Annotated in this window: 23 protein-coding genes and 1 other RNA gene; 8 read left to right on the top strand and 16 right to left on the bottom strand. The window is 57.2% G+C overall.

Going from position 1 to position 24050, the window contains the following annotated elements; all coding sequences use genetic code 11:
- Window positions 1–45 precede the first annotated feature (45 nt).
- From recJ to xerD, 3 genes are read right to left on the bottom strand one after another with little or no spacing between them, the layout of a single operon-like run.
- Entirely contained in the window at window positions 46–1779 is a 1734-nt protein-coding gene (gene recJ, locus AB8846_RS06820; RefSeq protein WP_063144938.1) for a single-stranded-DNA-specific exonuclease RecJ, read from the bottom strand.
- 5 nt (window positions 1780–1784) lie between these two features.
- Window positions 1785–2498, bottom strand: coding sequence for a bifunctional protein-disulfide isomerase/oxidoreductase DsbC (gene dsbC / locus AB8846_RS06815; RefSeq protein WP_029740340.1), 714 nt, complete (start codon window positions 2496–2498; stop codon window positions 1785–1787).
- Window positions 2499–2526: 28 nt separating this feature from the next.
- On the bottom strand, window positions 2527–3423 hold the full coding sequence (xerD, locus tag AB8846_RS06810) for a site-specific tyrosine recombinase XerD (protein WP_023309098.1): 897 nt from the start codon (window positions 3421–3423) through the stop codon (window positions 2527–2529).
- A gap of 101 nt (window positions 3424–3524) precedes the next feature.
- Here xerD and fldB point away from each other — a divergent pair, with 101 nt between their 5' ends.
- Complete coding sequence (gene fldB, locus AB8846_RS06805) at window positions 3525–4046, top strand: flavodoxin FldB (RefSeq protein ID WP_370732360.1); 522 nt, start codon at window positions 3525–3527, stop codon at window positions 4044–4046.
- Between the two features lie 6 nt (window positions 4047–4052).
- On the opposite strand, the gene AB8846_RS06800 is transcribed toward fldB, so the two are convergent.
- Together AB8846_RS06800 and sdhE are read right to left on the bottom strand one after the other, a co-directional pair.
- A complete protein-coding gene (locus AB8846_RS06800) occupies window positions 4053–4463 on the bottom strand; it encodes a protein YgfX (protein WP_021242050.1) in 411 nt (136 codons plus the stop codon).
- On the bottom strand, window positions 4444–4710 hold the full coding sequence (gene sdhE, locus AB8846_RS06795; RefSeq protein WP_010435322.1) for an FAD assembly factor SdhE: 267 nt from the start codon (window positions 4708–4710) through the stop codon (window positions 4444–4446). The genes AB8846_RS06800 and sdhE overlap by 20 nt, the downstream gene beginning before the upstream one ends.
- 294 nt (window positions 4711–5004) lie before the next feature.
- Here sdhE and ygfZ point away from each other — a divergent pair, with 294 nt between their 5' ends.
- The gene (gene ygfZ, locus AB8846_RS06790) at window positions 5005–5985 is read left to right on the top strand and encodes a tRNA-modifying protein YgfZ (RefSeq protein ID WP_370732359.1); all 981 of its coding nucleotides are present in this window, start codon (window positions 5005–5007) and stop codon (window positions 5983–5985) included.
- A gap of 85 nt (window positions 5986–6070) precedes the next feature.
- Here the strand turns inward: ygfZ and AB8846_RS06785 are convergent, their stop codons facing one another.
- The gene (locus AB8846_RS06785) at window positions 6071–6730 is read right to left on the bottom strand and encodes a hemolysin III family protein (RefSeq protein ID WP_024906580.1); all 660 of its coding nucleotides are present in this window, start codon (window positions 6728–6730) and stop codon (window positions 6071–6073) included.
- A 265-nt stretch (window positions 6731–6995) separates the two neighbouring features.
- Here AB8846_RS06785 and AB8846_RS06780 point away from each other — a divergent pair, with 265 nt between their 5' ends.
- Together AB8846_RS06780 and bglA are read left to right on the top strand one after the other, a co-directional pair.
- A complete protein-coding gene (locus AB8846_RS06780; RefSeq protein WP_063144934.1) occupies window positions 6996–7727 on the top strand; it encodes a MurR/RpiR family transcriptional regulator in 732 nt (243 codons plus the stop codon).
- Between the two features lie 116 nt (window positions 7728–7843).
- Window positions 7844–9277: a 6-phospho-beta-glucosidase BglA gene (gene bglA, locus AB8846_RS06775; protein WP_370732358.1), complete on the top strand. Its 1434-nt coding sequence runs from the start codon at window positions 7844–7846 to the stop codon at window positions 9275–9277.
- 75 nt (window positions 9278–9352) lie between these two features.
- On the opposite strand, the gene AB8846_RS06770 is transcribed toward bglA, so the two are convergent.
- The 8 genes from AB8846_RS06770 to AB8846_RS06735 form a co-directional block, all read right to left on the bottom strand.
- Entirely contained in the window at window positions 9353–10096 is a 744-nt protein-coding gene (locus AB8846_RS06770; protein ID WP_121424594.1) for an SDR family oxidoreductase, read from the bottom strand.
- 70 nt (window positions 10097–10166) lie between these two features.
- Entirely contained in the window at window positions 10167–13040 is a 2874-nt protein-coding gene (gcvP, locus tag AB8846_RS06765; protein WP_063144931.1) for an aminomethyl-transferring glycine dehydrogenase, read from the bottom strand.
- A 127-nt stretch (window positions 13041–13167) separates the two neighbouring features.
- Window positions 13168–13557, bottom strand: coding sequence for a glycine cleavage system protein GcvH (gcvH, locus tag AB8846_RS06760; protein ID WP_193052904.1), 390 nt, complete (start codon window positions 13555–13557; stop codon window positions 13168–13170).
- A 23-nt stretch (window positions 13558–13580) separates the two neighbouring features.
- The gene (gene gcvT, locus AB8846_RS06755) at window positions 13581–14675 is read right to left on the bottom strand and encodes a glycine cleavage system aminomethyltransferase GcvT (RefSeq protein ID WP_159514856.1); all 1095 of its coding nucleotides are present in this window, start codon (window positions 14673–14675) and stop codon (window positions 13581–13583) included.
- Between the two features lie 397 nt (window positions 14676–15072).
- The gene (gene ubiI / locus AB8846_RS06750; protein ID WP_370732357.1) at window positions 15073–16275 is read right to left on the bottom strand and encodes an FAD-dependent 2-octaprenylphenol hydroxylase; all 1203 of its coding nucleotides are present in this window, start codon (window positions 16273–16275) and stop codon (window positions 15073–15075) included.
- Between the two features lie 12 nt (window positions 16276–16287).
- Complete coding sequence (gene ubiH / locus AB8846_RS06745; protein WP_370732356.1) at window positions 16288–17466, bottom strand: 2-octaprenyl-6-methoxyphenyl hydroxylase; 1179 nt, start codon at window positions 17464–17466, stop codon at window positions 16288–16290.
- Window positions 17463–18776, bottom strand: coding sequence for a Xaa-Pro aminopeptidase (gene pepP / locus AB8846_RS06740; RefSeq protein ID WP_370732490.1), 1314 nt, complete (start codon window positions 18774–18776; stop codon window positions 17463–17465). The genes ubiH and pepP overlap by 4 nt, the downstream gene beginning before the upstream one ends.
- A gap of 31 nt (window positions 18777–18807) precedes the next feature.
- Entirely contained in the window at window positions 18808–19386 is a 579-nt protein-coding gene (locus AB8846_RS06735) for a YecA family protein (protein WP_029739212.1), read from the bottom strand.
- A 168-nt stretch (window positions 19387–19554) separates the two neighbouring features.
- Here AB8846_RS06735 and zapA point away from each other — a divergent pair, with 168 nt between their 5' ends.
- From zapA to AB8846_RS06720, 3 genes are all read left to right on the top strand, one after another.
- A complete protein-coding gene (zapA, locus tag AB8846_RS06730; protein ID WP_006811891.1) occupies window positions 19555–19884 on the top strand; it encodes a cell division protein ZapA in 330 nt (109 codons plus the stop codon).
- Window positions 19885–19925: 41 nt separating this feature from the next.
- Window positions 19926–20109: non-coding RNA, 6S RNA (gene ssrS / locus AB8846_RS06725), on the top strand.
- 24 nt (window positions 20110–20133) lie between these two features.
- The gene (locus tag AB8846_RS06720; protein WP_024906570.1) at window positions 20134–20730 is read left to right on the top strand and encodes a 5-formyltetrahydrofolate cyclo-ligase; all 597 of its coding nucleotides are present in this window, start codon (window positions 20134–20136) and stop codon (window positions 20728–20730) included.
- A 107-nt stretch (window positions 20731–20837) separates the two neighbouring features.
- Here AB8846_RS06720 and serA read toward each other — a convergent pair whose 3' ends face one another.
- Together serA and rpiA are read right to left on the bottom strand one after the other, a co-directional pair.
- Window positions 20838–22070 carry a phosphoglycerate dehydrogenase gene (gene serA, locus AB8846_RS06715; RefSeq protein WP_063144926.1) on the bottom strand — a complete coding sequence of 411 codons (1233 nt, stop codon included), beginning with the start codon at window positions 22068–22070 and terminating at the stop codon, window positions 20838–20840.
- A 266-nt stretch (window positions 22071–22336) separates the two neighbouring features.
- A complete protein-coding gene (gene rpiA, locus AB8846_RS06710) occupies window positions 22337–22996 on the bottom strand; it encodes a ribose-5-phosphate isomerase RpiA (protein ID WP_370732355.1) in 660 nt (219 codons plus the stop codon).
- A 127-nt stretch (window positions 22997–23123) separates the two neighbouring features.
- Between rpiA and argP the strand changes: the two genes are divergently transcribed.
- Window positions 23124–24017: a DNA-binding transcriptional regulator ArgP gene (gene argP / locus AB8846_RS06705; RefSeq protein WP_003860089.1), complete on the top strand. Its 894-nt coding sequence runs from the start codon at window positions 23124–23126 to the stop codon at window positions 24015–24017.
- Window positions 24018–24050 lie beyond the last annotated feature (33 nt).

Below are 24050 nucleotides of genomic sequence, written 5' to 3'. Positions count from 1 at the left end.
GGGATTGTACCGAATCCACGCCCTTTTTTATAGAGATTACTGCCGCTAAATTGGCCAGATATTGTCGATGATGATCTGAAGGGTGCGGTTACCGCGAAACTCGTTGATGTCCAGTTTGTACGCCAGCTCAACCTCGCGCACGCCGTTGTCCGGCCATACCGCCGTGTCAACGTTGAAGGCGATGCCGTCCAGCAGCGGGCCACCGCCCACGGGTTCGACCATCACTTTCAGATGACGTTCGCCGACGATACGCTGCTGCAGCAGGCGGAAACGCCCGTCGAACAGCGGTTCCGGGAACATTTGCCCCCACGGACCGGCATCGCGGAGCATTTGAGCCACGTCCATCGTCATCTCAAGCGGTGAAAGCTCGCCATCGGACACCACTTCCCCCTGCAACAGCGCCGGGTCGATCCAGTCGGTGACCAGCTCACCAAACAGACGCTGAAACTCGTCGAACTTCGCCTCTTCCAGCGACAGGCCAGCCGCCATCGCGTGGCCGCCAAACTTGATCATCAGACCCGGGTGAAGCGTATCAAGACGCTCCAGCGCATCGCGCATGTGCAGACCCTGAATCGAACGGCCAGAGCCTTTCAGCGTGCCGTCGCCCGCGGGGGCGAACGCGATCACCGGACGGTGGAAACGCTCTTTAATGCGCGACGCCAGAATACCGACGACGCCCTGATGCCACTCAGGATGGTACATCGCCAGGCCGCCCGGCAGCGTATCGCCGCTGCGCTCAAGCTTTTCGCACAGGGTCAGCGCTTCGGCCTGCATCCCCTGCTCAATCTCTTTGCGGGTCTGGTTCAGCGCGTCCAGCTCGTTGGCCAGCACGCGTGCTTCACCAATGTTATCGCACAGCAGCAGCGCCACGCCGACGGACATATCGTCCAGCCTTCCGGCTGCGTTAAGACGCGGCCCGAGGGCAAAGCCCAAATCGCTTGCCGCCAGCTTGAGCGGATCGCGGTTGGCAATCTCCAGCAGCGCCTTGATCCCTGGACGGCACTTGCCTGCCCGGATGCGGCTTAAGCCCTGCCAGGTCAAAATGCGGTTATTGGTATCAAGCGGCACCACGTCCGCGACGGTACCCAGCGCCACCAGATCGAGATATTCGGCCAGGTTCGGTACGGCAATACCGCGGGAGTCGAACCAGCCCTTGTCGCGTAACAGGGTACGCAACGCCAGCATCAGATAAAACGCCACGCCCACGCCTGCGAGGGATTTCGATGGGAAATCGCAGTCGCGCAGGTTGGGATTAATAATCGCTTCCGCATCAGGCAGCGTTTCGCCCGGCAGGTGGTGATCGGTGACCAGCACAGGGATCCCCAAAGCGTGAGCATGATCGACGCCCGCATGGGAAGAGATCCCGTTATCGACGGTCATGATCATCTGTGCACCACGGGCGTGGGCCTGATCGACCACTTCCGGGCTGAGGCCATAGCCGTCTTCAAAACGGTTTGGCACCAGATACGTGACGTTATCGCAGCCCAGCGCGCGCAGGCTGAGCACGCTCAGCGCGGTGCTGGTTGCGCCGTCGGCGTCGAAATCGCCCACCACCACAATCCGCGTTCCCTCACGAAGCGCGTTGTAGAGCATTTCAGTGGCTTTTTCGATACCGCTCAGCTGCTGCCACGGCAGCATCCCTTTCACGCTGCGTTCAAGATCCTCAGCGCTACGCACGCCGCGGCTGGCATAGAGGCGCTTAAGCAGCGCCGGGAGATCGTCTGGCAAATCAACCGGTTCAACCGCCTCGCGGCGGCGCAATTTTATTGGGGCTTTCACGCGGATTATTTACCACCAAACTGTTTCTGGTGCGCGTCGAGGAACTCTTTCATCTCTTTCGGTCCCTGATAGCCCGGAACGACATAGCCGTTGCTCAGGACAATCGCAGGCGTACCGCTCACGCCAAACTGCACGCCGAGCGCGTAGTGGTTAGCGATATCAATGTCGCAGGAGGCTGGCTTAACGCCTTTGCCGTTCATGGCGTCGTCAAACGCTTTGTTGCGATCTTTCGCACACCAGATCGCCTTCATGTCCTGCTCTGGCTGGCTCTGCACGCCCGCGCGCGGGAAGGCCAGGTAACGCACGGTAATGCCCAGCGCGTTGTAATCTTTCATCTCTTCATGCAGCTTGTGGCAGTAGCCACAGGTGATGTCGGTGAAGACGGTAATGACGTGTTTTTCCTGCGCCGCTTTATAGACGATCATCTCTTTTTCGAGCGCGTTCAGGTTTTTCATCAGCAGCTGGTTGGTAACGTTTACCGGCTGCGCGCCGCTTACGTCGTACATTGGCCCCTGAATAATGTGTTTGCCGTCTTCGGTGACGTACAGCACGCCGCTGTTGGTCAGTACCGTTTTCATGCCGGCAACCGGGGCAGGCTGAATATCGCTACCGGTGACGCCAAGCTTAGCCAGCGACTGTTTGATGGCGGCGTCGTCCGCATGGGCGAAACCGGTAAATGAGGCTGCCAGCAGGGTGAACAGCGCGAAAGACTTTTTCATATGTGATCCTGTTACAATTCGTCGGCACTCACGCACGAGGGTGGTGCTGTTGGTGTAGCTGCCGCAGGCGTTCCGTCGCGACATGGGTGTAAATTTGCGTCGTGGAAAGATCGCTGTGCCCCAGCAGCATCTGCACCACGCGTAAATCAGCGCCGTGGTTTAACAGATGCGTCGCGAAGGCGTGACGCAATACGTGCGGCGAAAGCTTTTCACTGTCGATACCCGCCAGTGTGGCGTAATGCTTGATGCGATGCCAGAACGTTTGCCGCGTCATCTGCTGGGCGCGCTGGCTCGGAAACAGGACGTCGATAGACGTACCATTGAGCAGCCATGGACGACCGTGCTCCAGGTACGTTTCCAGCCAGTAAACCGCCTCTTCACCCAGCGGAACCAGCCTTTCCTTGTTTCCTTTACCGATGACGCGCACCACGCCCTGACGCAGGCTGATGTCGCTCATCGTCAGGCCAACCAGTTCCGAAACGCGCAAGCCGGTAGCATACAATAGCTCAAGCATGGCTTTATCGCGTAACTCCAGCGGCAGGTCAACAGCCGGTGACTGTAATAATCTCTCAACTTGTGCTTCGCTGAGGTCTTTCGGTAGCCGCTGCGGAAGCTTAGGGGATGCCAGCAGCGCGCTGGGATCGTCTTCGCGAATCTTCTCACGGTAGAGGTGCTGGAACAGCCGACGCATGGCGCTGAGCAAACGCGCGGAACTGGTGGCTTTGTAGCCCCCCGCGATACGTTCCCCAAGCAGCGCCTGCAGGTCGTCACGCTGTGCGCTCGCAAGGGATAACCCCCGGTGCGCAAGCCACTCCACCAGCATGGTGAGATCGCGACGGTAGGCGCTGAGGGTATTCTCGGCCAAATTTTTCTCCAGCCACAGCGCGTCGAGAAACTGTTCGATCAGTGCGAGATCCTTTTCCACATCAGCCCCTTTGATTCTGCAGTCAGGCCATTATGCCTGATTGCGACCGGTTTCTGGTACACTACGCGCATAGTCAAAGCAAGAATTGAGATAGTTACGCGATGAATATTGGTCTGTTCTATGGTTCCAGCACCTGCTACACCGAAATGGCGGCAGAGAAAATTCGCGACATCATTGGCCCGGAACTGGTGACGTTGCATAACCTGAAAGATGACGCGCTTACGCTGATGGAGCAGTATGACGTGCTGATCCTCGGTATCCCGACATGGGATTTCGGCGAGATACAGGAAGACTGGGAAGCTATCTGGGACCAGCTTGATACGCTCAACCTCGACGGCAAAATCATTGCCATGTACGGCATGGGGGACCAGCTGGGTTACGGGGAATGGTTCCTGGACGCGCTCGGCATGCTGCACGACAAACTGGCGCCGAAAGGGGTGTCGTTTATCGGCTACTGGCCAACCGAAGGTTACGAGTTCACCAGTAAAAAACCGATTATTGCCAACGGCGAGCTGTTTGTTGGACTCGCGCTGGATGAAACCAATCAGTACGATCTCAGCGATGAACGCCTGCAAAGCTGGTGCGAGCAGATCCTGGGCGAAATGGCAGAAAAGTTTAGCTAACGCGCGTTACCCCTGCGTCGTCTGTTGCAACAGCATCCGGCGCAGGTCTCGCCACTCGGCAGCATCCATACTGTCAGCCGCCAGCCACAGATGCTGGCAACGCCCGCCGTCCACCTTGCGTAACCGTAACATCATGCCGCAGTTGAGCATCCAGGGCATACCGAGAATATCCCACTCTTTCCCCTGCCAGCGCAGGCGGGAATCCATCAGTAATTTAATCTCTCCCTGGCGGGCATTAATGCGACGCTGGCTGCGAACGCTGTCAAAAACGACAAACGACAGTAACAGCAGCCACAGAGGCGTATAGCTCAGCGGCCACGGCATCAGTAACACAAAGGCCGCGACCAGGCCGTGGAGCAATAAAGACATCCACTGCGAGCGCCACGAGACGCGAAGATCAGATTGCCACAGGACCACGTTCCCGATTCCGTGTTTGAATTAATTGCACCATCCGTTGCAACTCGGTGTCGGCGGGTTTGCCGTGGTTCATCAGCCAGTTGAACAAATCCGGATCGTCAGACTCAAGCAGGCGAACAAACAGACGCTTATCGTCATCGCTTAAGCTGTCATACTCATATTCGAAGAAAGGCATGATGGAAATATCAAGTTCACGCATGCCGCGACGGCACGCCCAGTGAATACGGGCCTTGTTGTTAATATCCATGTTCAGTTTCCTGCATTACGTTTGGCACAGTCGGTACCCCGTTCAGTGTTCTTTATTTCTCTACGGGGACACCAGCTAGTGTAACGTGTTTTTGACCGTTTCATTACTGGAATATTGCGATCGCCGAGCAGGCTTCCAGAATAATCCCTACAAAGACAGCGGATTACATTATTTTGCGTAGCGCTACGCATAACCGGTTTATGGCACAAATGGTCTGTTGAAAGCGCTTGCATTGCCTGCAGGCTCTTTTACCATTAGGCATTATCAAAGCGTTAAGCAATTCAGGATATCGTTATGGCATTTACACCATTTTCTCCTCGCCAGCCCGCCGCCTCTGCGCGTCTGCCGCTGACGCTTATTTCTCTTGATGACTGGGCGCTGGCAACGCTCACCGGTGCCGACGCCGAAAAATACCTGCAGGGCCAGGTGACCGCCGACGTCAGCCAGATGACAGAACACCAGCACCTGCTGGCCGCGCATTGCGACCCAAAAGGCAAAATGTGGAGCAATCTGCGTATCTTCCGCCGTCAGGACGGCTTTGCCTTTATTGAGCGCCGCAGCCTGCAAGAGGCCCAGCTCAAAGAGCTGAAAAAGTACGCGGTCTTTTCCAAAGTCACGATCGCCCCGGACGACGAACATGTCCTGCTGGGTGTGGCCGGTTTCCAGGCGCGTGCGGCCTTGAAAAATCTCTTCAGCGATCTGCCGGATGCTGAAAAGCAGATGGTCAGTGAAGGCGCGACCTCCATCCTGTGGTTTGAACACCCGGCGGAGCGTTTCCTGTTAGTCACGGATGCGGCAACCGCCGAACGCGTGACCGAAGCGCTGCGCGGCGAAGCGCAGCTTAACAACAGTCAGCAGTGGCTGGCGCTGAACATCGAAGCGGGTTTGCCGGTGATTGACGCCGCAAACAGCGCGCAGTTTATTCCTCAGGCAACCAACCTGCAGGCGCTGGGGGGCATCAGCTTTAAAAAAGGCTGTTACACCGGCCAGGAGATGGTGGCGCGTGCAAAATTCCGCGGCGCAAACAAACGCGCGCTGTGGACGCTGGCGGGCCATGCCAGCCGTGTACCTGAAGCCGGTGAAGACTTAGAGCTGAAGATGGGTGATAACTGGCGCCGCACCGGCACCGTGTTAGCCGCCGTACAGCTGGATGATGGACGTCTTTTGGTTCAAGCCGTTATGAACAACGACATGGAAGCCGACAGCGTGTTCCGCGTGCGTGACGATGCGAATACGTTGAGTATTGAGCCGCTGCCGTATTCTCTGGAAGAGTGATGCTGTATCGCCCGGTGGCGCTGCGCTTACCGGGCCAACTTATCCCGTAGGTCGGGTAAGGCGAAGCCGCCACCCGACAAAAAAACTACGCCTGCCCTACATACAGATAAATCGCCAAAAAGTGGCACACGCTGCCGCCCAGCACAAAGCCGTGCCAGATGGCATGGTTGTATGGGATGCGCTTGCAGACGTAGAAAATCACGCCGAGCGAGTACACCACGCCACCTAAGGCCAGAAGCGTTACGCCCCCTACCGACAGTTTGACCGCCAGTTGATACACCACAATCAGCGATAGCCAGCCCATAGTCAGATAGGTGACCAGTGACAACACCTTAAACCGGTGCGCTATGGTCAGCTTAAACAGGATCCCCAGCAGTGCCAGGCTCCAGATAACAATCATCAGGCCACGCGACAGCGGTGAGTTGAGCCCCACCAGCAAAAAAGGCGTGTAGGTGCCTGCAATAAGAAGATAGATAGCACAGTGGTCAAATTTCTTGAGCCACGTCTTGGCCCGCTGATGCGGGATCGCGTGATACAGCGTCGACGCCAGGAACAGCAGGATCATACTCCCGCCATACAGGCTGTAGCTGGTAATGGCCATCGCGCTGGCATTGGTGTCCACCGCCTGCACCAGCAATAATACTAAACCGACAATCCCAAACACCAGGCCAATGCCGTGGCTGATGCTGTTGGCTACTTCCTCAGCCAGCGAATATCCCTGTGCGATTAATGGTCTGCTCACCATACAAAACTCCGGGAAAACAAAAGATGATTATTCATCGCATAACTATGCTAACTGAGAATGATTCCAGTGAACACCTGTTAGCTAAAAAAAATTCACTTCAAAATTTATACCTAAAAATCATAGATATAAAGAAATCTTTCACCTAACAATTGTTCACATAAAAATTTAATCATTATGAATCAAGAGCATAAAAATGGATCCTGCCGTCCGGGTGCATGTTATGATGTGACGATGAGGTCAGAATGAGAGTTATGCCATTGTGAGTATGTTCACCCACTCCGCCATTGCCAGTCTCAATAACCTGGAGATGATGGTCTACAACTATGTCATAAAAAATCGTGACAAAGTCATGTATATGACCATCCGCGAGCTGGCGGATGCGGCAGACGTCTCAACCACCACTATCCTGCGCTTTTGCCGCAAGCTTAACTGCGAAGGCTATTCTGAATTCCGCGTGCGCTTTAAGCTTTATCTTGAACAGAACGAGCCCCAGCAGGCGAACTTCGGTGCCAGCGAAATTATCAGCTTTTTTAAAAGTGTTAATAATGAAGAGTTCGACGCGTTATTAGATAATGCGGTAGATATTATTTTATCGTCAGAGCGAATTATATTTGTCGGTGCCGGGACATCGGGTTCGCTGGCAAAATATGGCGCACGTTTCTTTTCTAATATCGGGAAATTCAGTAACCATATTGATGACCCTTATTTCCCGGTCACCAACGATATGGCGAAAAATGCGCTGGCGATTGTGCTCTCCGTCTCGGGCGAGACCGAGGAGATCCTGCGCTTCGCCAGCCAGTTCAGCCTGCATCACTGCAAGGTGCTCTCCATTACCAGCCACGAGCACTCGCGTCTCGCAAAACTGGCGGATTTTAATCTCTCCTGGCATGTTCCTCAGACGCGTATTGCAGGCGTCTACGACATCACTACGCAAATTCCCGTCATTTATATTCTGGAATCTCTCGGACGTAAGCTGGCGAAGAAACTCACAGAATAAAACACCCTGTTTTTTTGATGTAACAAATCACATTTACTGTGAATTGTTATATCGTGACATTTAATTTCGCTTTGCTAGACTCGATGCCAATAAGCCATTTATTGAGAATAGCAGCGATGAAAAAATTGACCTTACCAAAAGATTTTTTATGGGGCGGCGCGGTTGCGGCTCACCAGGTTGAAGGCGGCTGGAACAAAGGCGGCAAAGGGCCAAGCATTTGCGACGTATTGACCGGCGGCGCACACGGCGTGCCGCGCGAAATCACACAGGACGTGGTGCCGGGTAAATACTACCCCAATCATGAAGCTATCGATTTCCACGGCCACTATAAAGAAGACATCAAGCTGTTTGCCGAGATGGGCTTCAAGTGTTTCCGCACCTCTATCGCCTGGACGCGCATCTTCCCGAAAGGTGACGAAACCCAGCCAAACGAAGAGGGTCTGAAGTTTTACGACGACATGTTCGACGAGCTGCTGAAGTACAACATCGAACCGGTGATCACCCTCTCCCACTTCGAAATGCCGCTGCACCTGGTGCAAGAGTACGGTAGCTGGACCAACCGTAAAGTGGTCGATTTCTTTGTACGCTTCGCGGAAGTGGTCTTCGAGCGCTACAAAAACAAGGTCAAATACTGGATGACCTTCAACGAAATCAATAACCAGCGTAACTGGCGCGCACCGCTGTTCGGTTACTGCTGCTCGGGCGTGGTCTATACCGAACATGACAATCCGGAAGAGACCATGTACCAGGTCCTGCACCACCAGTTTGTGGCCAGCGCCCTGGCGGTGAAAGCCGCGCGCCGCATCAACCCGGAGATGAAAGTCGGCTGCATGCTGGCGATGGTGGCGCTCTATCCGTTCTCCTGCAAGCCGGAAGACGTGATGTTCGCCCAGGAATCCATGCGCGAGCGCTATGTCTTTACCGACGTCCAGCTGCGTGGTTACTACCCGTCCTACGTGCTGAACGAGTGGGAGCGCCGCGGGTTCTCCATCAAGATGGAGGCAGGCGACGAGCAGATCCTGCGTGAAGGTACCTGCGACTACTTAGGTTTCAGCTACTACATGACCAACGCGGTGAAAGCAGAAGGCGGTACCGGCGATGCCATTTCCGGCTTCGAAGGCAGCGTGCCGAACCCGCACGTGAAGGCGTCCGACTGGGGCTGGCAGATTGACCCGGTGGGCCTGCGTTATGCCCTGTGTGAACTGTACGAACGTTATCAGAAGCCGCTGTTCATCGTGGAAAACGGGTTCGGCGCCTACGATAAGGTGGAAGAAGACGGCAGCATCAACGATGACTACCGCATCGACTACCTGCGTGCCCACGTGGAAGAGATGATCAAAGCCGTCACCCACGATGGCGTGGATCTGATGGGCTATACGCCGTGGGGCTGCATCGACTGCGTGTCGTTCACCACCGGCCAGTACAGCAAGCGCTACGGCTTTATCTACGTGAACAAGCACGACGACGGCACGGGCGATATGTCGCGTTCCCGCAAGAAGAGCTTCGAGTGGTATAAAGGCGTGATTGCCAGCAACGGCGAGGCGCTGTAATTTTTTGCCCGGTGGCGCTGCGCTTACCGGGCCTACTATTCGTGTAGGCCGGGTAAGGCGAAGCCGCCACCCGGCTTATTTCCCACCGGCCAACTCTAAAAAACTGCCCGTTACGTACGACGCCTTCTCGCTCAGCAGCCAGACAATCGCCTGCGCCACCTCTTCCGGCTGGCCGCCGCGCTGCATCGGCAGCAGCGACTTAACGCGATCCACCCGCCCCGGCTCTCCGCCGGACGCATGAATATCGGTATAAATTAGCCCCGGACGCACGCAGTTGACGCGAATGCCCTGCGCCGCCACCTCCAGCGATAGCCCGGTTGTCAGCGAATCCACCGCCCCCTTAGACGCGGCATAATCCACATATTCACCCGGCGCGCCCAGGCGGGACGCCGCGGAAGAGACATTCACTATCGCCCCACCCTTGCCGCCATGCTTGAAGGACATGCGTTTTACCGCTTCCCGACAGCAGAGAAAGTAGCCCGTGACGTTGGTCGCCAGAACGCGGTTAATGCGCTCAGCGGAGAGATTCTCGATAGTGGATTGCTCAAACAGAATGCCCGCATTATTGACCAGCGCCCGAAGCGGCTCGCCTTCACGATCGAGGCTGTCAAACATCGCCAGCACCTGGGCTTCATCACTGATATCTGCGCGGACGGCAAACGCTTTACCCCCCGCATCCACAATCTGCTTGATGACATCCGTCGCGGCTTTAATGTTGTGGTGATAGTTCACCGCCACGGTGTAGCCTTCGCGCGCCAGCTGCAGCGCGGTGGCTTTCCCAATGCCCCGGCTCGCGCCGGTGACCAGTGCAATTGCCATTCGCTTCTCCCAATAAAAAAGCCGGGTGGCGGCTTCGCCTTACCCGGCCTACGTTACTACATCAGCAATATTACTGGTATTCGCTCATCGGCACGCAGGAGCAGAACAGGTTACGGTCGCCGTAGACGTCATCAAGACGCTTCACGGTCGGCCAGTATTTGTTTGCCACGCCTGCCGGGAAGACCGCCAGCTCGCGGGAATAGCCGTGGTTCCACTCTGCCACCATCTCGTGCTGGGTGTGCGGGGCGTTGACCAGCGGGTTATCTTCCAGCGTCCACTCGCCGTCCTGCACGCGATCGATCTCCATGCGGATCGCCAGCATCGCGTCGATAAAGCGGTCCAGCTCGGCTTTGCTTTCAGATTCCGTTGGCTCCACCATCAGCGTACCCGCAACCGGGAACGACATGGTTGGCGCGTGGAAGCCGTAGTCGATCAGACGCTTGGCGATATCCAGCTCGCTAATGCCGGTCTGCTCTTTCAGCGGACGAATATCGAGGATGCACTCGTGCGCCACGCGACCGTCGCGGCCGGTGTAGAGCACCGGGAAGGCGGACTTCAGGCGAGTCGCAATATAGTTGGCGTTCAGGATCGCCACCTGGCTCGCCTGCTTCAGCCCTTCCGCGCCCATCATGCGGATGTACATCCAGCTGATTGGCAGGATAGAGGCGCTGCCGAACGGTGCCGCAGAGACCGCGCCCTGACGGGTCAGCATGCCTTCAATCTGCACCACGCTGTGGCCCGGAACAAACGGCGCCAGGTGCGCTTTCACGCCGATAGGCCCCATGCCCGGGCCACCGCCGCCGTGCGGAATGCAGAAGGTTTTGTGCAGGTTCAGGTGCGACACGTCCGCGCCGATAAAGCCCGGAGAGGTAATGCCCACCTGAGCGTTCATGTTTGCGCCGTCGAGGTAAACCTGACCGCCGTACTGGTGCACCACTTCACACACTTCGCGGATGGTCTCTTCGTACACGCCGTGGGTAGACGGGTAGGTCACCATGATGCAGGAGAGCTTGTCGCCCGCCTGCTCGGCTTTCGCACGCAGGTCGGCCAGATCGATGTTGCCGTTCTTATCGCACGCTACAACCACCACTTCCATGCCCGCCATCTGGGCAGAGGCCGGGTTGGTACCGTGGGCGGAGCTTGGGATCAGGCAGATATCGCGGTGACCTTCGCTGCGGCTTTCGTGGTAATGGCGGATCGCCAGCAGGCCCGCGTACTCGCCCTGCGCGCCGGAGTTCGGCTGCATGCAGAGCGCGTCATAACCGGTCAGCTTCACCAGCCAGTCGGAAAGCTGGTTGATCATCATGTGATAACCTTCCGCCTGCTCTGGCGGGCAGAACGGGTGCAGCTCGGAGAATTCAGGCCAGGTGATTGGGATCATCTCTGCCGCGGCGTTGAGCTTCATGGTGCAGGAACCCAGCGGGATCATCGCCTGGTTCAGCGCCAGATCCTTGCGCTCCAGAGAGTGCATGTAGCGCATCATCTCGGTTTCGCTGTGATAGCGATTAAAGACCGGGTGCGTCAGGATCGCATCGTTACGCAGCATGCTTTCCTGAATGGAGCGGCTGTCGAGCGCGACCTCTTTGTCGAGCGCGTCAACGTCCAGACCGTGCGCGTCACCCAGCAGCACGCTGAACAGGTTCAGGATATCGTCGCGGGTGGTGCTTTCATCCAGCGTAATGCCGACGGCGTTGTGGATGTCGCTGCGCAGGTTGATCTCTGCCGCATTCGCGCGCGCCAGCACGGCCGCTTTGTCCGCCACGTCCACACACAGGGTGTCGAAGTAGTGGGCATGGCGCAGCTTAAGGCCTTTCTGCTGCAGGCCGCAAGCCAGAATATCGGCCAGGCGGTGAATGCGGCTGGCAATGCGCTTCAGGCCAGCCGGGCCGTGGAACACGGCGTACAGGCTGGCGATGTTTGCCAGCAGCACCTGAGAGGTACAGATGTTGGAGTTCGCTTTTTCGCGGCGGATGTGCTGCTCGCGGGTCTGCATCGCCATGCGCAGCGCGGTGTTACCGGCAGCATCTTTTGAGACGCCGATAATACGGCCGGGCATGGAGCGTTTGAATTCATCTTTCGCGCCGAAGAACGCCGCGTGCGGGCCGCCGTAGCCCATCGGCACGCCGAAGCGTTGCGCCGAGCCGAAGACAATATCCGCGCCCTGTTTGCCCGGCGCCGTCAGCAGCACCAGCGCCATAAAGTCGGCGGCAACGCTGACAACCACTTTGCGGGATTTCAGCTCGGCAATCAGCGTGCCGTAGTCGTGAACTTCGCCGGTGGTGCCTACCTGCTGCAGCAGCACGCCGAAGACGTCCTGGTGATCCAGCACTTTGTCAGCGTCGTCGACGATCACGTCAAAGCCGAAGGTTTCCGCACGGGTGCGCACCACGTCCAGCGTCTGGGGATGCACGTCCGCCGCCACGAAGAAGCGGTTGGCATTTTTCAGCTTGCTCACGCGCTTAGCCATCGCCATTGCTTCGGCGGCAGCGGTCGCTTCATCCAGCAGCGAAGCGGAGGCGATATCCATCCCGGTCAGATCCAGCGTCACCTGCTGGAAATTCAGCAGCGCTTCCAGACGGCCCTGAGAGACTTCTGGCTGATATGGGGTGTAAGCGGTGTACCAGCCCGGGTTTTCCAGCATGTTACGCAGGATAACCGGCGGCAACTGCACGTTGGTGTAGCCCATGCCAATGTAAGACTTATAGCGCTTGTTCAGGCCTGCGATAGCCTTCAGCTCCGCCAGCGCGGCGAATTCCGTAGTGGCTTCCCCCACCTGTGGCGGCGTGGCAAGCTGGATGTCTTTTGGCACAATCTGGCCGATCAGTGCGTTTAATGAATCCGCGCCAACTGTCTTCAGCATCTCCTGCTGTTGCTGAGCATCCGGCCCAATGTGACGTTCAATAAAGGCGCCACGGTTTTCAAGCTGGCTTAAAGTCTGTGTCATGAGCGATGGTTCCTGAAACGTGCAGTGAATCGTAGTTATCTGTAACGCTGTTGCCCGGTGGCGCTAACGCTTACCGGGCCTACGTTGACCTGTAGGCCGGATAAGCGCAGCGCCATCCGGCACAACGTTATTCGTCTTCCAGTAGTGCTTCGTACGCGGTCGCATCCAGCAGCGCGGCAATCTGAGATTCGTCGCTGGCTTTGATCTTGAAGATCCAGCCGCCTTCATAAGGCTCGCTGTTCACCAGCTCTGGCGAATCGCTCAGCGCGTCGTTGACGGCAACGATTTCGCCGCTCACAGGGGCGTAGATGTCAGATGCCGCTTTTACGGACTCCGCTACGGCGCAGTCGTCGCCCGCGCTAACGGTCGTGCCCACGTCAGGCAGGTCAACAAACACCATGTCGCCCAGCAGCTCTTGCGCGTGCTCGGTGATCCCGACGGTGTAAGTGCCGTCCGCCTCTTTGCGCAGCCACTCGTGTTCTTTGCTGTATTTCAGTTCTGCTGGCACATTGCTCATTGAAGTTCTCCTGATAAAAATGATTAGGCGACCGGCTTACCGGCGCGAACAAAAATCGGTTTGGTTACGTTGACCGGCATTTCGCGGTTGCGGATTTGCACCACCGCCGTTTCGCCAATACCCGCCGGCACGCGTGCCAGTGCAATACTGTAGCCCAGCGTCGGGGAGAAGGACCCGCTGGTGATCACGCCTTCACGAGGATTGCCGTCAGCATCGGTAAAACGCACCGGCAGTTCACCGCGCAGCACGCCCTTCTCGGTCATCACCAGACCCACCAGCTGTTCAGTGCCCTTCTCGCGCTGCATCTCCAGTGCTTCACGGCCAATAAAGTCGCGGTCAGCCGGTTCCCACGCGATGGTCCAGCCCATGTTGGCGGCCAGCGGAGAGACGCCTTCGTCCATCTCCTGACCGTAGAGGTTCATCCCCGCTTCCAGACGCAGCGTATCGCGCGCGCCCAGACCCGCAGGCTTCACGCCCGCTTCCACCAGCGCACGCCAGAAATCAGCGGCCTTCTCGTTCGGCATGGCAATTTCGTAGCCCGCTTCACCGGTGTAGCCGGTGGTGGCGATAAACAGATCGCCCGCCTGCACGCCGAAGAACGGCTTCATGCCTTCGGTTGCTTTGCGCTGCTCGTCGTTAAACAGAGACGCGGCCTTCGCCTGCGCGTTCGGCCCCTGCACGGCGATCAGCGACAGATCGTCACGGACGGTGATGTCGATGGCATAAGGTTCGGCGTGTTGGGTGATCCAGGAGAGGTCTTTTTCGCGGGTGGCGGAGTTTACAACGAGGCGGAAGAAATCTTCAGTGAAGTAATAGACGATAAGGTCATCAATCACGCCGCCCGAGGCATTCAGCATGCCGGTATAGAGCGCTTTACCCGGCGTCTTCAGTTTGGCGACGTCGTTTGCCAGCAGATAACGCAAAAACTCCCGGGTGCGGCTACCGCGCAGATCGACAATCGTCATGTGGGACACGTCGAACATACCGGCATCGGTGCGCACCGCGTGGTGCTCATCAATCTGCGAGCCGTAGTGCAGCGGCATCATCCAGCCGTGGAAGTCCACCATGCGGGCGCCGCATAACACGTGTTGTTCGTACAAAGGAGTCTGTTGAGCCATCTTGTCCTCGTTGAAAAATTCACCGTGAAACCCGGTATCGGCCCCGTTTCCTGGCGCCGACGCAAACGTTCTCTTTTACCTGAACTTACCACCGAACCCGGCGGTTAACCATAAGGTAAAACGGGTCATCACATTAGCTTATGACCAAAAAACGCTGAAAAGCCTACAGAGTTATTCACTGGAAAAATGCGATTAACCCCGCACAAAATTAACAATGATCTAACAGGATTTAGCAGATGGTGATATTTCGTGCGGAAAAACGGGCCGAATTTCCGTAACGACAAAAACACGACATTAGATTATCTAATGCGAAAAATGACGTGAAATTAGAATATTTCAAACGAGGGGATTTCCCCGGCTCAGAGGCCGGGAAAATAAAGTGTGACGGGTGTCTAAATTAACGTAGCCAGTCCGGCAGGTCGTTAAGACCCATCGCCTGACGAAGAAGTTGAGGTTTAACACCCGGAAGGGTGTCGGCCAGCTTGAGGCCAATGTCGCGCAGCAGTTTTTTCGCCGGATTCGCCCCGGCAAACAGTTCGCGGAAGCCCTGCATGCCCGCCAGCATCATCGCCGCGCTGTGCTTGCGGCTGCGCTCGTAGCGACGCAGGTAGAGATGCTGGCCGATATCTTTGCCTTCGCGGTGCAGGCGACGCAGCTCCTCGACCAGCTCCGCCGCGTCCATAAAGCCAAGGTTAACGCCCTGCCCGGCCAGCGGATGAATGGTATGCGCCGCATCGCCCACCAGCGCCAGACGGTGCGCCGCAAATTGACGCGCGTAGCGGCCGGTTAACGGAAATACCTGGCGCTCGCTTTCAAGCGTGCACAGGCCAAGGCGGTTATCAAACGCCACGCACAGCGCCTGGTTAAAGGCGTCCGGCGTCGCCTCCTGCATATGCTGGGCTTTTTCCGGCACCAGTGACCAGACAATCGAGCACAGGTGCGGATCGGAAAGCGGCAGGAACGCCAGAATGCCGTCGTTGTGGAAAATCTGCCGCGCCACGCCGCCGTGCGGCTCCTCGGTGCGGATCGTTGCCACCAGAGCATGATGGCGGTAATCCCAGAACGTCAGCGGGATATCGGCCTTATTGCGCAGCCAGGAGTTGGCACCGTCAGCGCCCACCACCAGACGCGCGGTCAGCATGTCGCCGCTTTGTAAGGTGATAAACGCCTCGTTTTCACCCCATGCCACCTGCTGGATCTGCGCAGGCGCAATCAGGGTCACATCGCTGCACTGCTGTGCTTTCTGCCATAGCGCGTGGTGGATCACCGCGTTTTCGATGATATGCCCCAGATGGCTATAGCCCATGCTTTCATCATCAAAAGCAATATGACCAAAGCTGTCTTTATCCCACACCTCCATGCCGTGATAGCAGCTGGCGCGCTGCGCCACAATATCTGCCCAGACGCCAAGGTGCGTCAGCAATTTCTCGCTGGCGGCATTGATCGCCGAGACGCGGAGTTCCGGCGGAGCATCTGGTGCAACGGGCTGAGGCTGCTTTTGCTCCAGCACCGCCACGCGCAGGCCGCTGCCCTGTAAACCACAGGCCAGCGCCAGTCCGACCATACCGCCGCCAACGATGGCGACATCAACATTTTGCACGGTGATAACTCCTTAACGCGCGACCCAACCAAGAGTCCGATGCGCCAGCACGTCACGTGCCGGAATGAATAATTCCATCGCCATCAGCCCGAGGTTGCGACCTGCAACCAGCGGCCCCCAGCGATTGGCAAAGAGATGGACTAAGCCGTCGGTGACGCCAATCGTCGCCTCTTTATCGGCCTGGCGTCGCTTCTGGTAATGGCTGAGTACCGGGTATGCGCCACAGTCTTTTTGCTCGCCCCACGCCTGCGAAAGGGTTTCCGCCAGGCTCATGACATCCCGCAGACCAAGGTTGAACCCTTGCCCCGCGATGGGGTGCAGCGTCTGCGCGGCATTACCGACAAGCGCCAGACGATGGGAGATGGACTGAGAGGCTGTCGTCAGCGAAAGCGGGTAGACCGCCCGCTGGCCAGCATGGGTGATACGCCCCAGCCGCCAGCCAAAAGCTTTTTGCAGCTCGGTACAAAAACGTTCGTCTGACCAGGCTTTAACCTCTTCAGCCTTATCCTGCGGATGACACCAGACAAGCGAACAGCGCCCGTCCGACATCGGCAGCATGGCCAGCGGACCGTGCTGCGTAAAGCGTTCAAACGCCCTGCCGTGGTGTTCTGCTGCGGTAGAAACGTTCGCAATGACCGCAACCTGCCCGTAAGGCTGCTGCCGCCACTCGACGCCACACTGGGTGCCGAGCGACGAGCGCGAGCCGTCCGCGGCGACCAGAAGCTGGCCGTCAAGGACGGTGCCGTTTTCCAGCGTCACGCTGACCGAGGCCTCACTGCGACTCACGCTGGCCACGCGCGCAGGACAATGCAGCGTGACGCCCGGCGCATCCTGGAGCAGGCGGAACAGACGCAATCCGACGTCGTGCAGCTCAACAACCTGACCCAGAGCATCAATTCGGTAATCCTGCGCGTCCAGCGTGACAAAGCCCGCATGGCCGCGATCGCTGACGTGAACGGTTTTAATTGCCGTGGCGCAGTCGGCAATGGCCTGCCAGATGCCAATGCGCGACAGCTGCTGACACGTGCCCTGCGCGAGCGCAATGGCGCGGGCATCAAAACCGGGGTGGTTAGATGCCTCTGGCGCAACGGCTTCCACCAGGTGCACCGGAAGCTGGCCTTTCGTCAAATGCGAAATGGCCAGCGCCAGCGTGGCCCCGGTCATGCCGCCGCCAACGATAATCACGCTCATACGCGTGCCGCTGCCATCAGCGCCTCGATGTCGTCAGCGTTTTTCACGACGCTCGCGGTCAGGTTTTCGTTACCGGTTTCGGTAATAACGATGTCGTCTTCAATACGAATGCCAATCCCGCGGTACTCTTCAGGCACGTCGGCGTCCGGCGCGATATACAGACCCGGCTCCACGGTTAACACCATGCCCGGCTCCAGCACGCGCGAACGGTCCGTGCCGTACGCGCCAACGTCATGTACATCCAGCCCCAGCCAGTGGCTCAGGCCGTGCATGAAATACGGTCGATGCGCATTTTCAGCAATCAGGGTGTCGACATCCCCTTTCAGGATCCCGAGCCTGACCAGACCGGTAATCATGATGCGCACCACTTCACCGGTCACTTCCTGAATGGAGGTTCCGGGGCGATACAGCCTGAGCGCGGTCTCAAGCGACTCGAGAACGATGTCGTAAATCGCGCGCTGTGCCGGTGAGAATTTACCGTTCACCGGGAAGGTACGGGTGATGTCGCCCGCGTAGCCCTGATATTCGCAACCGGCGTCAATCAGCACCAGATCGCCGTCGCGCAAAGCGCTTTCGTTTTCGGTGTAGTGGAGAATGCAGCCGTTCTCCCCACCGCCAACGATGGTGTTGTAGGAGGGATAACGCGCGCCGTGACGGTTAAATTCGTGGTGAATTTCGCCTTCCAGCTGGTATTCGAACAGCCCGGGACGGCATTTCTCCATGGCGCGGGTGTGCGCCAGGGCGCTGATTTCGCCCGCACGGCGCATCAAATTCAGCTCTTCTTCAGACTTGAAGAGGCGCATCTCATGCACCACCGGACGCCAGTCCGTCAGCGTCGCCGGCGCGGACAGGTTCTGCCGCGAGCCTTTGCGCAGCTTATCCAGCGCGGTGAAAACAATCTCATCGGCGTACGCATATTCGCCCTGCGCGTGATAGAGCACGTCGAGGCCGTTAAGCAGCTGATAGAGCTGCTGGTTGATTTCGCTAAACGCCAGCGCGCGGTCAACGCCCAGCTTCGCCGGTGCGGCCTCCTGGCCTAAGCGGCGGCCAAACCAGATTTCAGCGGTTAAGTCTCGCACGCGGTTGAAAATCACGCTGTGGTTGTGGGTGTCATTGCTCTTAATCAGCACCAGCACCGCTTCCGGCTCGTTAAAGCCGGTGAAGTACCAGAAATCGCTGCTCTGACGATAGGGATATTCGCTGTCGGCGCTGCGCGTAACTTCGGGCGCAGCAAAAATCAGCGCGGCGCTGCCCGGCTGCATTGTTGCCAGCAGCGCCTGACGGCGGCGCGAATACTCTTGACTCGAGATAACCATGACACCCTCCTGTGCGTTATTTTTCTTAATGTAAGGTTGGCTTGCGGACTTCCGGCGCGGTCGGCTGTGAGCGCGTGAAGTTGTCGTGGCACAGCAGTGCCGCCACGCGCACGTACTCAATAATCTCTTCAAGCGACATTTCCAGCTCTTCCTGGTCTTCGTCTTCATCGTAGCCAAGCTGGGCGATGTTGCGCAGGTCGTCGATCGCTTCACCCGCTTCGCCGGTCACTTTATCCAGTTTAGGCTGCGTCACGCCCAGCCCCAGCAGATAGTGGTTTACCCAGCCGGCCAGCGCATCGGCGCGATCGAACACGCTAACGTCGTCGCCTTCAGGCAGATAAAGCTGAAAAAGGAAGCCATCGTCTTCCAGCGAATCGCTGGTGGCGGCATGCATTTTACGCAGCGCTTCCGCCAGCTCGTGACCAAACGCCAGCCCTTCATTCGTGAGGTCGTGGATCAGCGGCTGCCATGAGCTGTCGCTGTTTCCGCCGCACAGCATGCCGCTGATCAGACCGTGCATTTCGGCAGGGGTTAAACCGACTCCCTGCTGGTTCAGTAACTGGTTTAAATCCTTGTAACCAGGCATTTCGTTCTGTATAGACATGAGCATTCGTCATCAAAGGGGGGAAGTTTCATGATATGCTACCACTTTGGACCCTGGTGATACCAGAAAAGGGCTTGTATCTTCACATCAGGGTAGCTATAGTGTCGCCCCTTCGCAGCCCCCGGGGCAGTAAGCGAAGGCAGCGCAGTCAATCAGCAGGAAGGTGGCATGTCTGCACAACCCGTCGATCTCCAGATTTTTGGCCGTTCACTGCGAGTGAATTGTCCGCCTGAACAAAGGGATGCTTTGAATCAGGCAGCGGACGATTTGAATCAGCGGTTGCAAGATCTAAAAGAACGCACTAGAGTCACAAATACTGAGCAGCTGGTTTTCATCGCCGCGTTGAACATCAGCTATGAACTGACTCAGGAAAAAGCGAAGACCCGCGACTACGCGGCAAGCATGGAGCAACGCATTAAAATGCTCCAGCAGACCATAGAACAGGCATTGCTTGATCAAGGTCGCAATCCCGAAAGACCGGGACCAAAGTTTGAATAACACTTCTCAGTTGACTATGGTAGAGTAACTGTGAAGACAAAATTTCTCTGAGATGTTCGCAAGCGGGCCAGTCCCCTGAGCCGATATTTCATACCACAAGAATGTGGCGCTCCATGGTTGGTGAGCATGCTCGGTCCGTCCGAGAAGCCTTAAAACTATGACGACACATTCACCTTGAACCAAGGGTTCAAGGGTTACAGCCTGCGGCGGCATCTCGGAGATTCCCTCTCTTTTCTTCTACCAACTACCATGACTCAATTCCCTGAAGTTTCTGCTTCACGCCAGGACATCCGTCAGTTAATTCGTCAGCGCCGCCGTGCGTTAACCCCCGATCAGCAAGCGCATTTTGCCCAGCAGGCTGCCGCCCGTATGATGGCGTATCCCCCTGTCGTGATGGCGCACACCGTTGCGCTGTTTCTGTCGTTTGATGGAGAGCTGGATACCCAACCGCTGATAGAGCAGCTCTGGCGCGCCGGGAAGAAGGTCTATCTGCCGGTGCTGCACCCGTTCAGCGACGGTAATCTGCTGTTTCTGCACTACCATCCGCACAGCGAGCTGGTGGTGAATCGCCTGAAAATCACCGAGCCGAAACTCGACGTGCGCGACGTGCTGCCGCTGTCACAGCTGGATGTGCTGATTACGCCGCTGGTGGCGTTTGATGAGCAGGGCCAGCGTTTAGGGATGGGCGGCGGCTTTTACGACAGGACGCTGCAAAACTGGCAGCAGTACGGGTTGCAGCCGGTGGGTTACGCGCATGATTGTCAGGGCGTGGAGGCGTTGCCGGTGGAGAAGTGGGATGTGCCGTTACCGGCGGTAGTGACGCCATCGAAGTTGTGGGAGTGGTGAAACAGGCGTGCAGCCTGATGCCCTCACCCCAGCCCTCTCCCACAGGGAGAGGGTGAAAACATAAAAAACGGTAACTATCGTTACCGTTTTGCATTTACCTCGCACCATCAGTACAGCAGACGCGCGCGAATCGTCCCCGCAATAGACTTCATGCTCAGCAACGCTTTCTCGGCCACATCGTCATCCGCTTCGATATCAATGACCACATAGCCCATCTGCGAGTTCGTTTGCAGATACTGCGCGGCAATGTTGACGCCCTGCTCGGCAAAGATCTGGTTGATCGCGGTCAGCACGCCCGGACGGTTTTCGTGGATGTGCAGCAGACGACGACCACCGTGCAGCGGTAGAGACACTTCCGGGAAGTTGACGGCAGAGAGCGTAGAACCGTTGTCGGAGTATTTACTCAGCTTACCCGCCACTTCCAGACCGATATTCTCCTGCGCTTCCTGGGTAGAACCGCCGATGTGTGGCGTCAGGATCACGTTGTCAAACTCGCACAGCGGAGAGGTAAACGGATCGCTGTTGGTGGCTGGCTCCGTCGGGAACACGTCGATGGCCGCGCCCGCCAGATGCTTACGCTTCAGCGCATCCGCCAGCGCCGGGATATCGACAACCGTGCCGCGCGCGGCGTTAATCAGCAGTGAACCCGGCTTCATCAGCGCCAGCTCTTCCGCGCCCATCATGTTTTTGGTGGACGCATTTTCCGGCACGTGCAGGCTCACCACGTCGCTCATGTTCAGCAGGTCAGACAGGTGTTGAACCTGGGTCGCATTGCCCAGCGGCAGCTTGCTTTCGATATCGTAGAAAAACACGTGCATACCCAGAGATTCCGCCAGAATACCGAGCTGCGTACCGATGTGACCGTAGCCGATAATCCCCAGTTTTTTACCACGTGCTTCGAAAGAGCCGGACGCCAGCTTGTTCCACACGCCGCGGTGCGCCTTGGCGTTCGCTTCTGGAATGCCGCGCAGCAGTAGCAGAAGTTCGCCAATCACCAGCTCCGCCACGGAACGGGTGTTGGAGAACGGGGCGTTGAAGACGGGAATACCGCGTTTGGCGGCGGCGTTCAGGTCAACCTGGTTGGTACCAATGCAGAAGCAGCCAATAGCCACCAGCTTTTCCGCCGCGGCAATAACGTCTTCAGTCAGATGAGTACGGGATCGCAGGCCAATGAAGTGGGCATCACGGATGGACGCTTTCAGCTCTTCGGTATCGAGCGCGCCTTTGTGAAATTCGATGTTGGTGTAACCTGCCGCACGAAGGCTATCGATTGCTTTTTGATGCACGCCCTCGACCAGCAGGAATTTAATCTTGTCTTTCTCCAGTGATACCTTTGCCATTTACCCGACCCTGTTTTTGTCTGAACTGATGTTGTGCTGGATATGAATCCGCTGTAGCCAACATATCAAAAAAAACTATTGCAGCAATATGAACGTTTGCGTCGGCACTCTGAAGAAAAGTCATCCAGGGCAAAATGTCAGAGGAAAATGCTATGGAAATTTACAAACTCGGCAGGATCGGCAAAAGAGGCGGAAAAACGTGACACAAGTCACCGAATTTAGCTTTTCAAAAATTTTTTAGCGGGGGGAGGAGTCCCCCCGTCAGATCATTTTACGATGGTTTTCACGCCGTCAGCGGTGCCGATCAGCGCCACATCCGCGCCACGGTTGGCGAATAGCCCTACGGTCACTACGCCTGGGATAGAGTTGATGGCATTTTCCAGCGCAATTGCGTCGAGAATTTCCAGACCGTGAACGTCGAGGATCACGTTACCGTTGTCGGTGACGACGCCCTGACGATATTCCGGACGACCGCCCAGCTTCACCAGCTGACGGGCAACCGCGCTACGCGCCATCGGGATCACTTCGACCGGCAGCGGGAAATTACCCAGAATGTCGACCTGCTTGGAGGCGTCCGCGATGCAGATTAACTTGTCCGCAACGGAGGCGATGATTTTTTCGCGCGTCAGCGCAGCGCCGCCGCCTTTGATCATCTGCATGTGGCCGTTGATTTCATCCGCACCATCAACGTAAATCCCCAGACGATCCACTTCGTTGAGATCGAAAACGGTAATGCCGAGGCTTTTCAGCTTTTCCGTGGAAGCATCAGAGCTGGAAACCGCGCCCTCGATTTGCCCCTTCATCGTGCCCAGCGCATCGATAAAGTGTGCCGCGGTTGATCCCGTACCGACACCGACAATGGTACCCGGCTGCACGTACTGGAGAGCGGCCCATCCTACTGCTTTTTTCAGTTCATCCTGCGTCATGATCGTTTTGCCTGTGGTGTGAAAACTCAGGGCGCATTATAGAACACGTCGAATGGAATTCGTCTGCCACAAAGGGAAAATTGTGTCATAGTGCAGAATAAGCAAAATTAAGGAGCCAGCCAGAGCAATGAAACGTCCGGACTACAGAACACTACAGGCACTTGATGCAGTTATTCGTGAACGCGGTTTTGAGCGCGCGGCGCAAAAGCTTTGCATCACCCAGTCCGCCGTATCACAGCGTATCAAACAGCTTGAAAACATGTTCGGCCAGCCGCTGCTGGTGCGTACCGTGCCGCCACGTCCAACCGAGCAGGGACAAAAGCTCCTCGCCCTGCTGCGCCAGGTTGAACTGCTGGAAGACGAGTGGCTGGGTGACGAACAAACGGGCTCTACCCCGCTGCTGCTCTCTCTGGCGGTCAACGCCGACAGTCTGGCGACCTGGCTGCTGCCGGCCCTTGCGCCGGTATTAGCGGATTCCCCTATTCGCCTGAACTTACAGGTTGAAGATGAAACCCGTACCCAGGAACGCCTGCGTCGCGGGGAAGTGGTTGGGGCGGTCAGTATCCAGCCTCAGGCGCTGCCAAGCTGTCTTGTCGATCAGCTGGGCGCCCTGGACTACCTGTTTGTGGGGTCAAAAGCCTTCGCCGAGCGCTACTTCCCGAACGGCGTCACCCGCGCCGCGCTGCTGAAAGCCCCCGCCGTCGCGTTCGACCATCTGGACGATATGCATCAGGCGTTCCTGCAGCAAAACTTCGATCTGCCGCCGGGCAGCGTGCCGTGCCATATCGTTAACTCGTCAGAAGCCTTTGTGCAGCTTGCGCGTCAGGGCACCACCTGCTGCATGATCCCGCATCTGCAGATTGAGAAAGAGTTGAAAAGCGGTGAGCTGATTGACCTAACGCCGGGGCTGTATCAGCGTCGGATGCTCTACTGGCACCGTTTTGCGCCGGAAAGCCGCATGATGCGCAACGTCACCGACGCGCTGCTGGCGTTTGGGCACAAGGTGTTGAGACAGGATTAAAAAATAAGCCGGGTGGCGGCTTCGCCTTACCCG

Source organism: Enterobacter sp. KB-221C9, from assembly GCF_041320715.1.
Classification (GTDB): Bacteria; Pseudomonadota; Gammaproteobacteria; order Enterobacterales; family Enterobacteriaceae; genus Enterobacter; species Enterobacter asburiae_D.
Note: the sequence above shows the minus strand (reverse complement) of the source record. Positions and strands in the feature narration are given on the sequence as shown.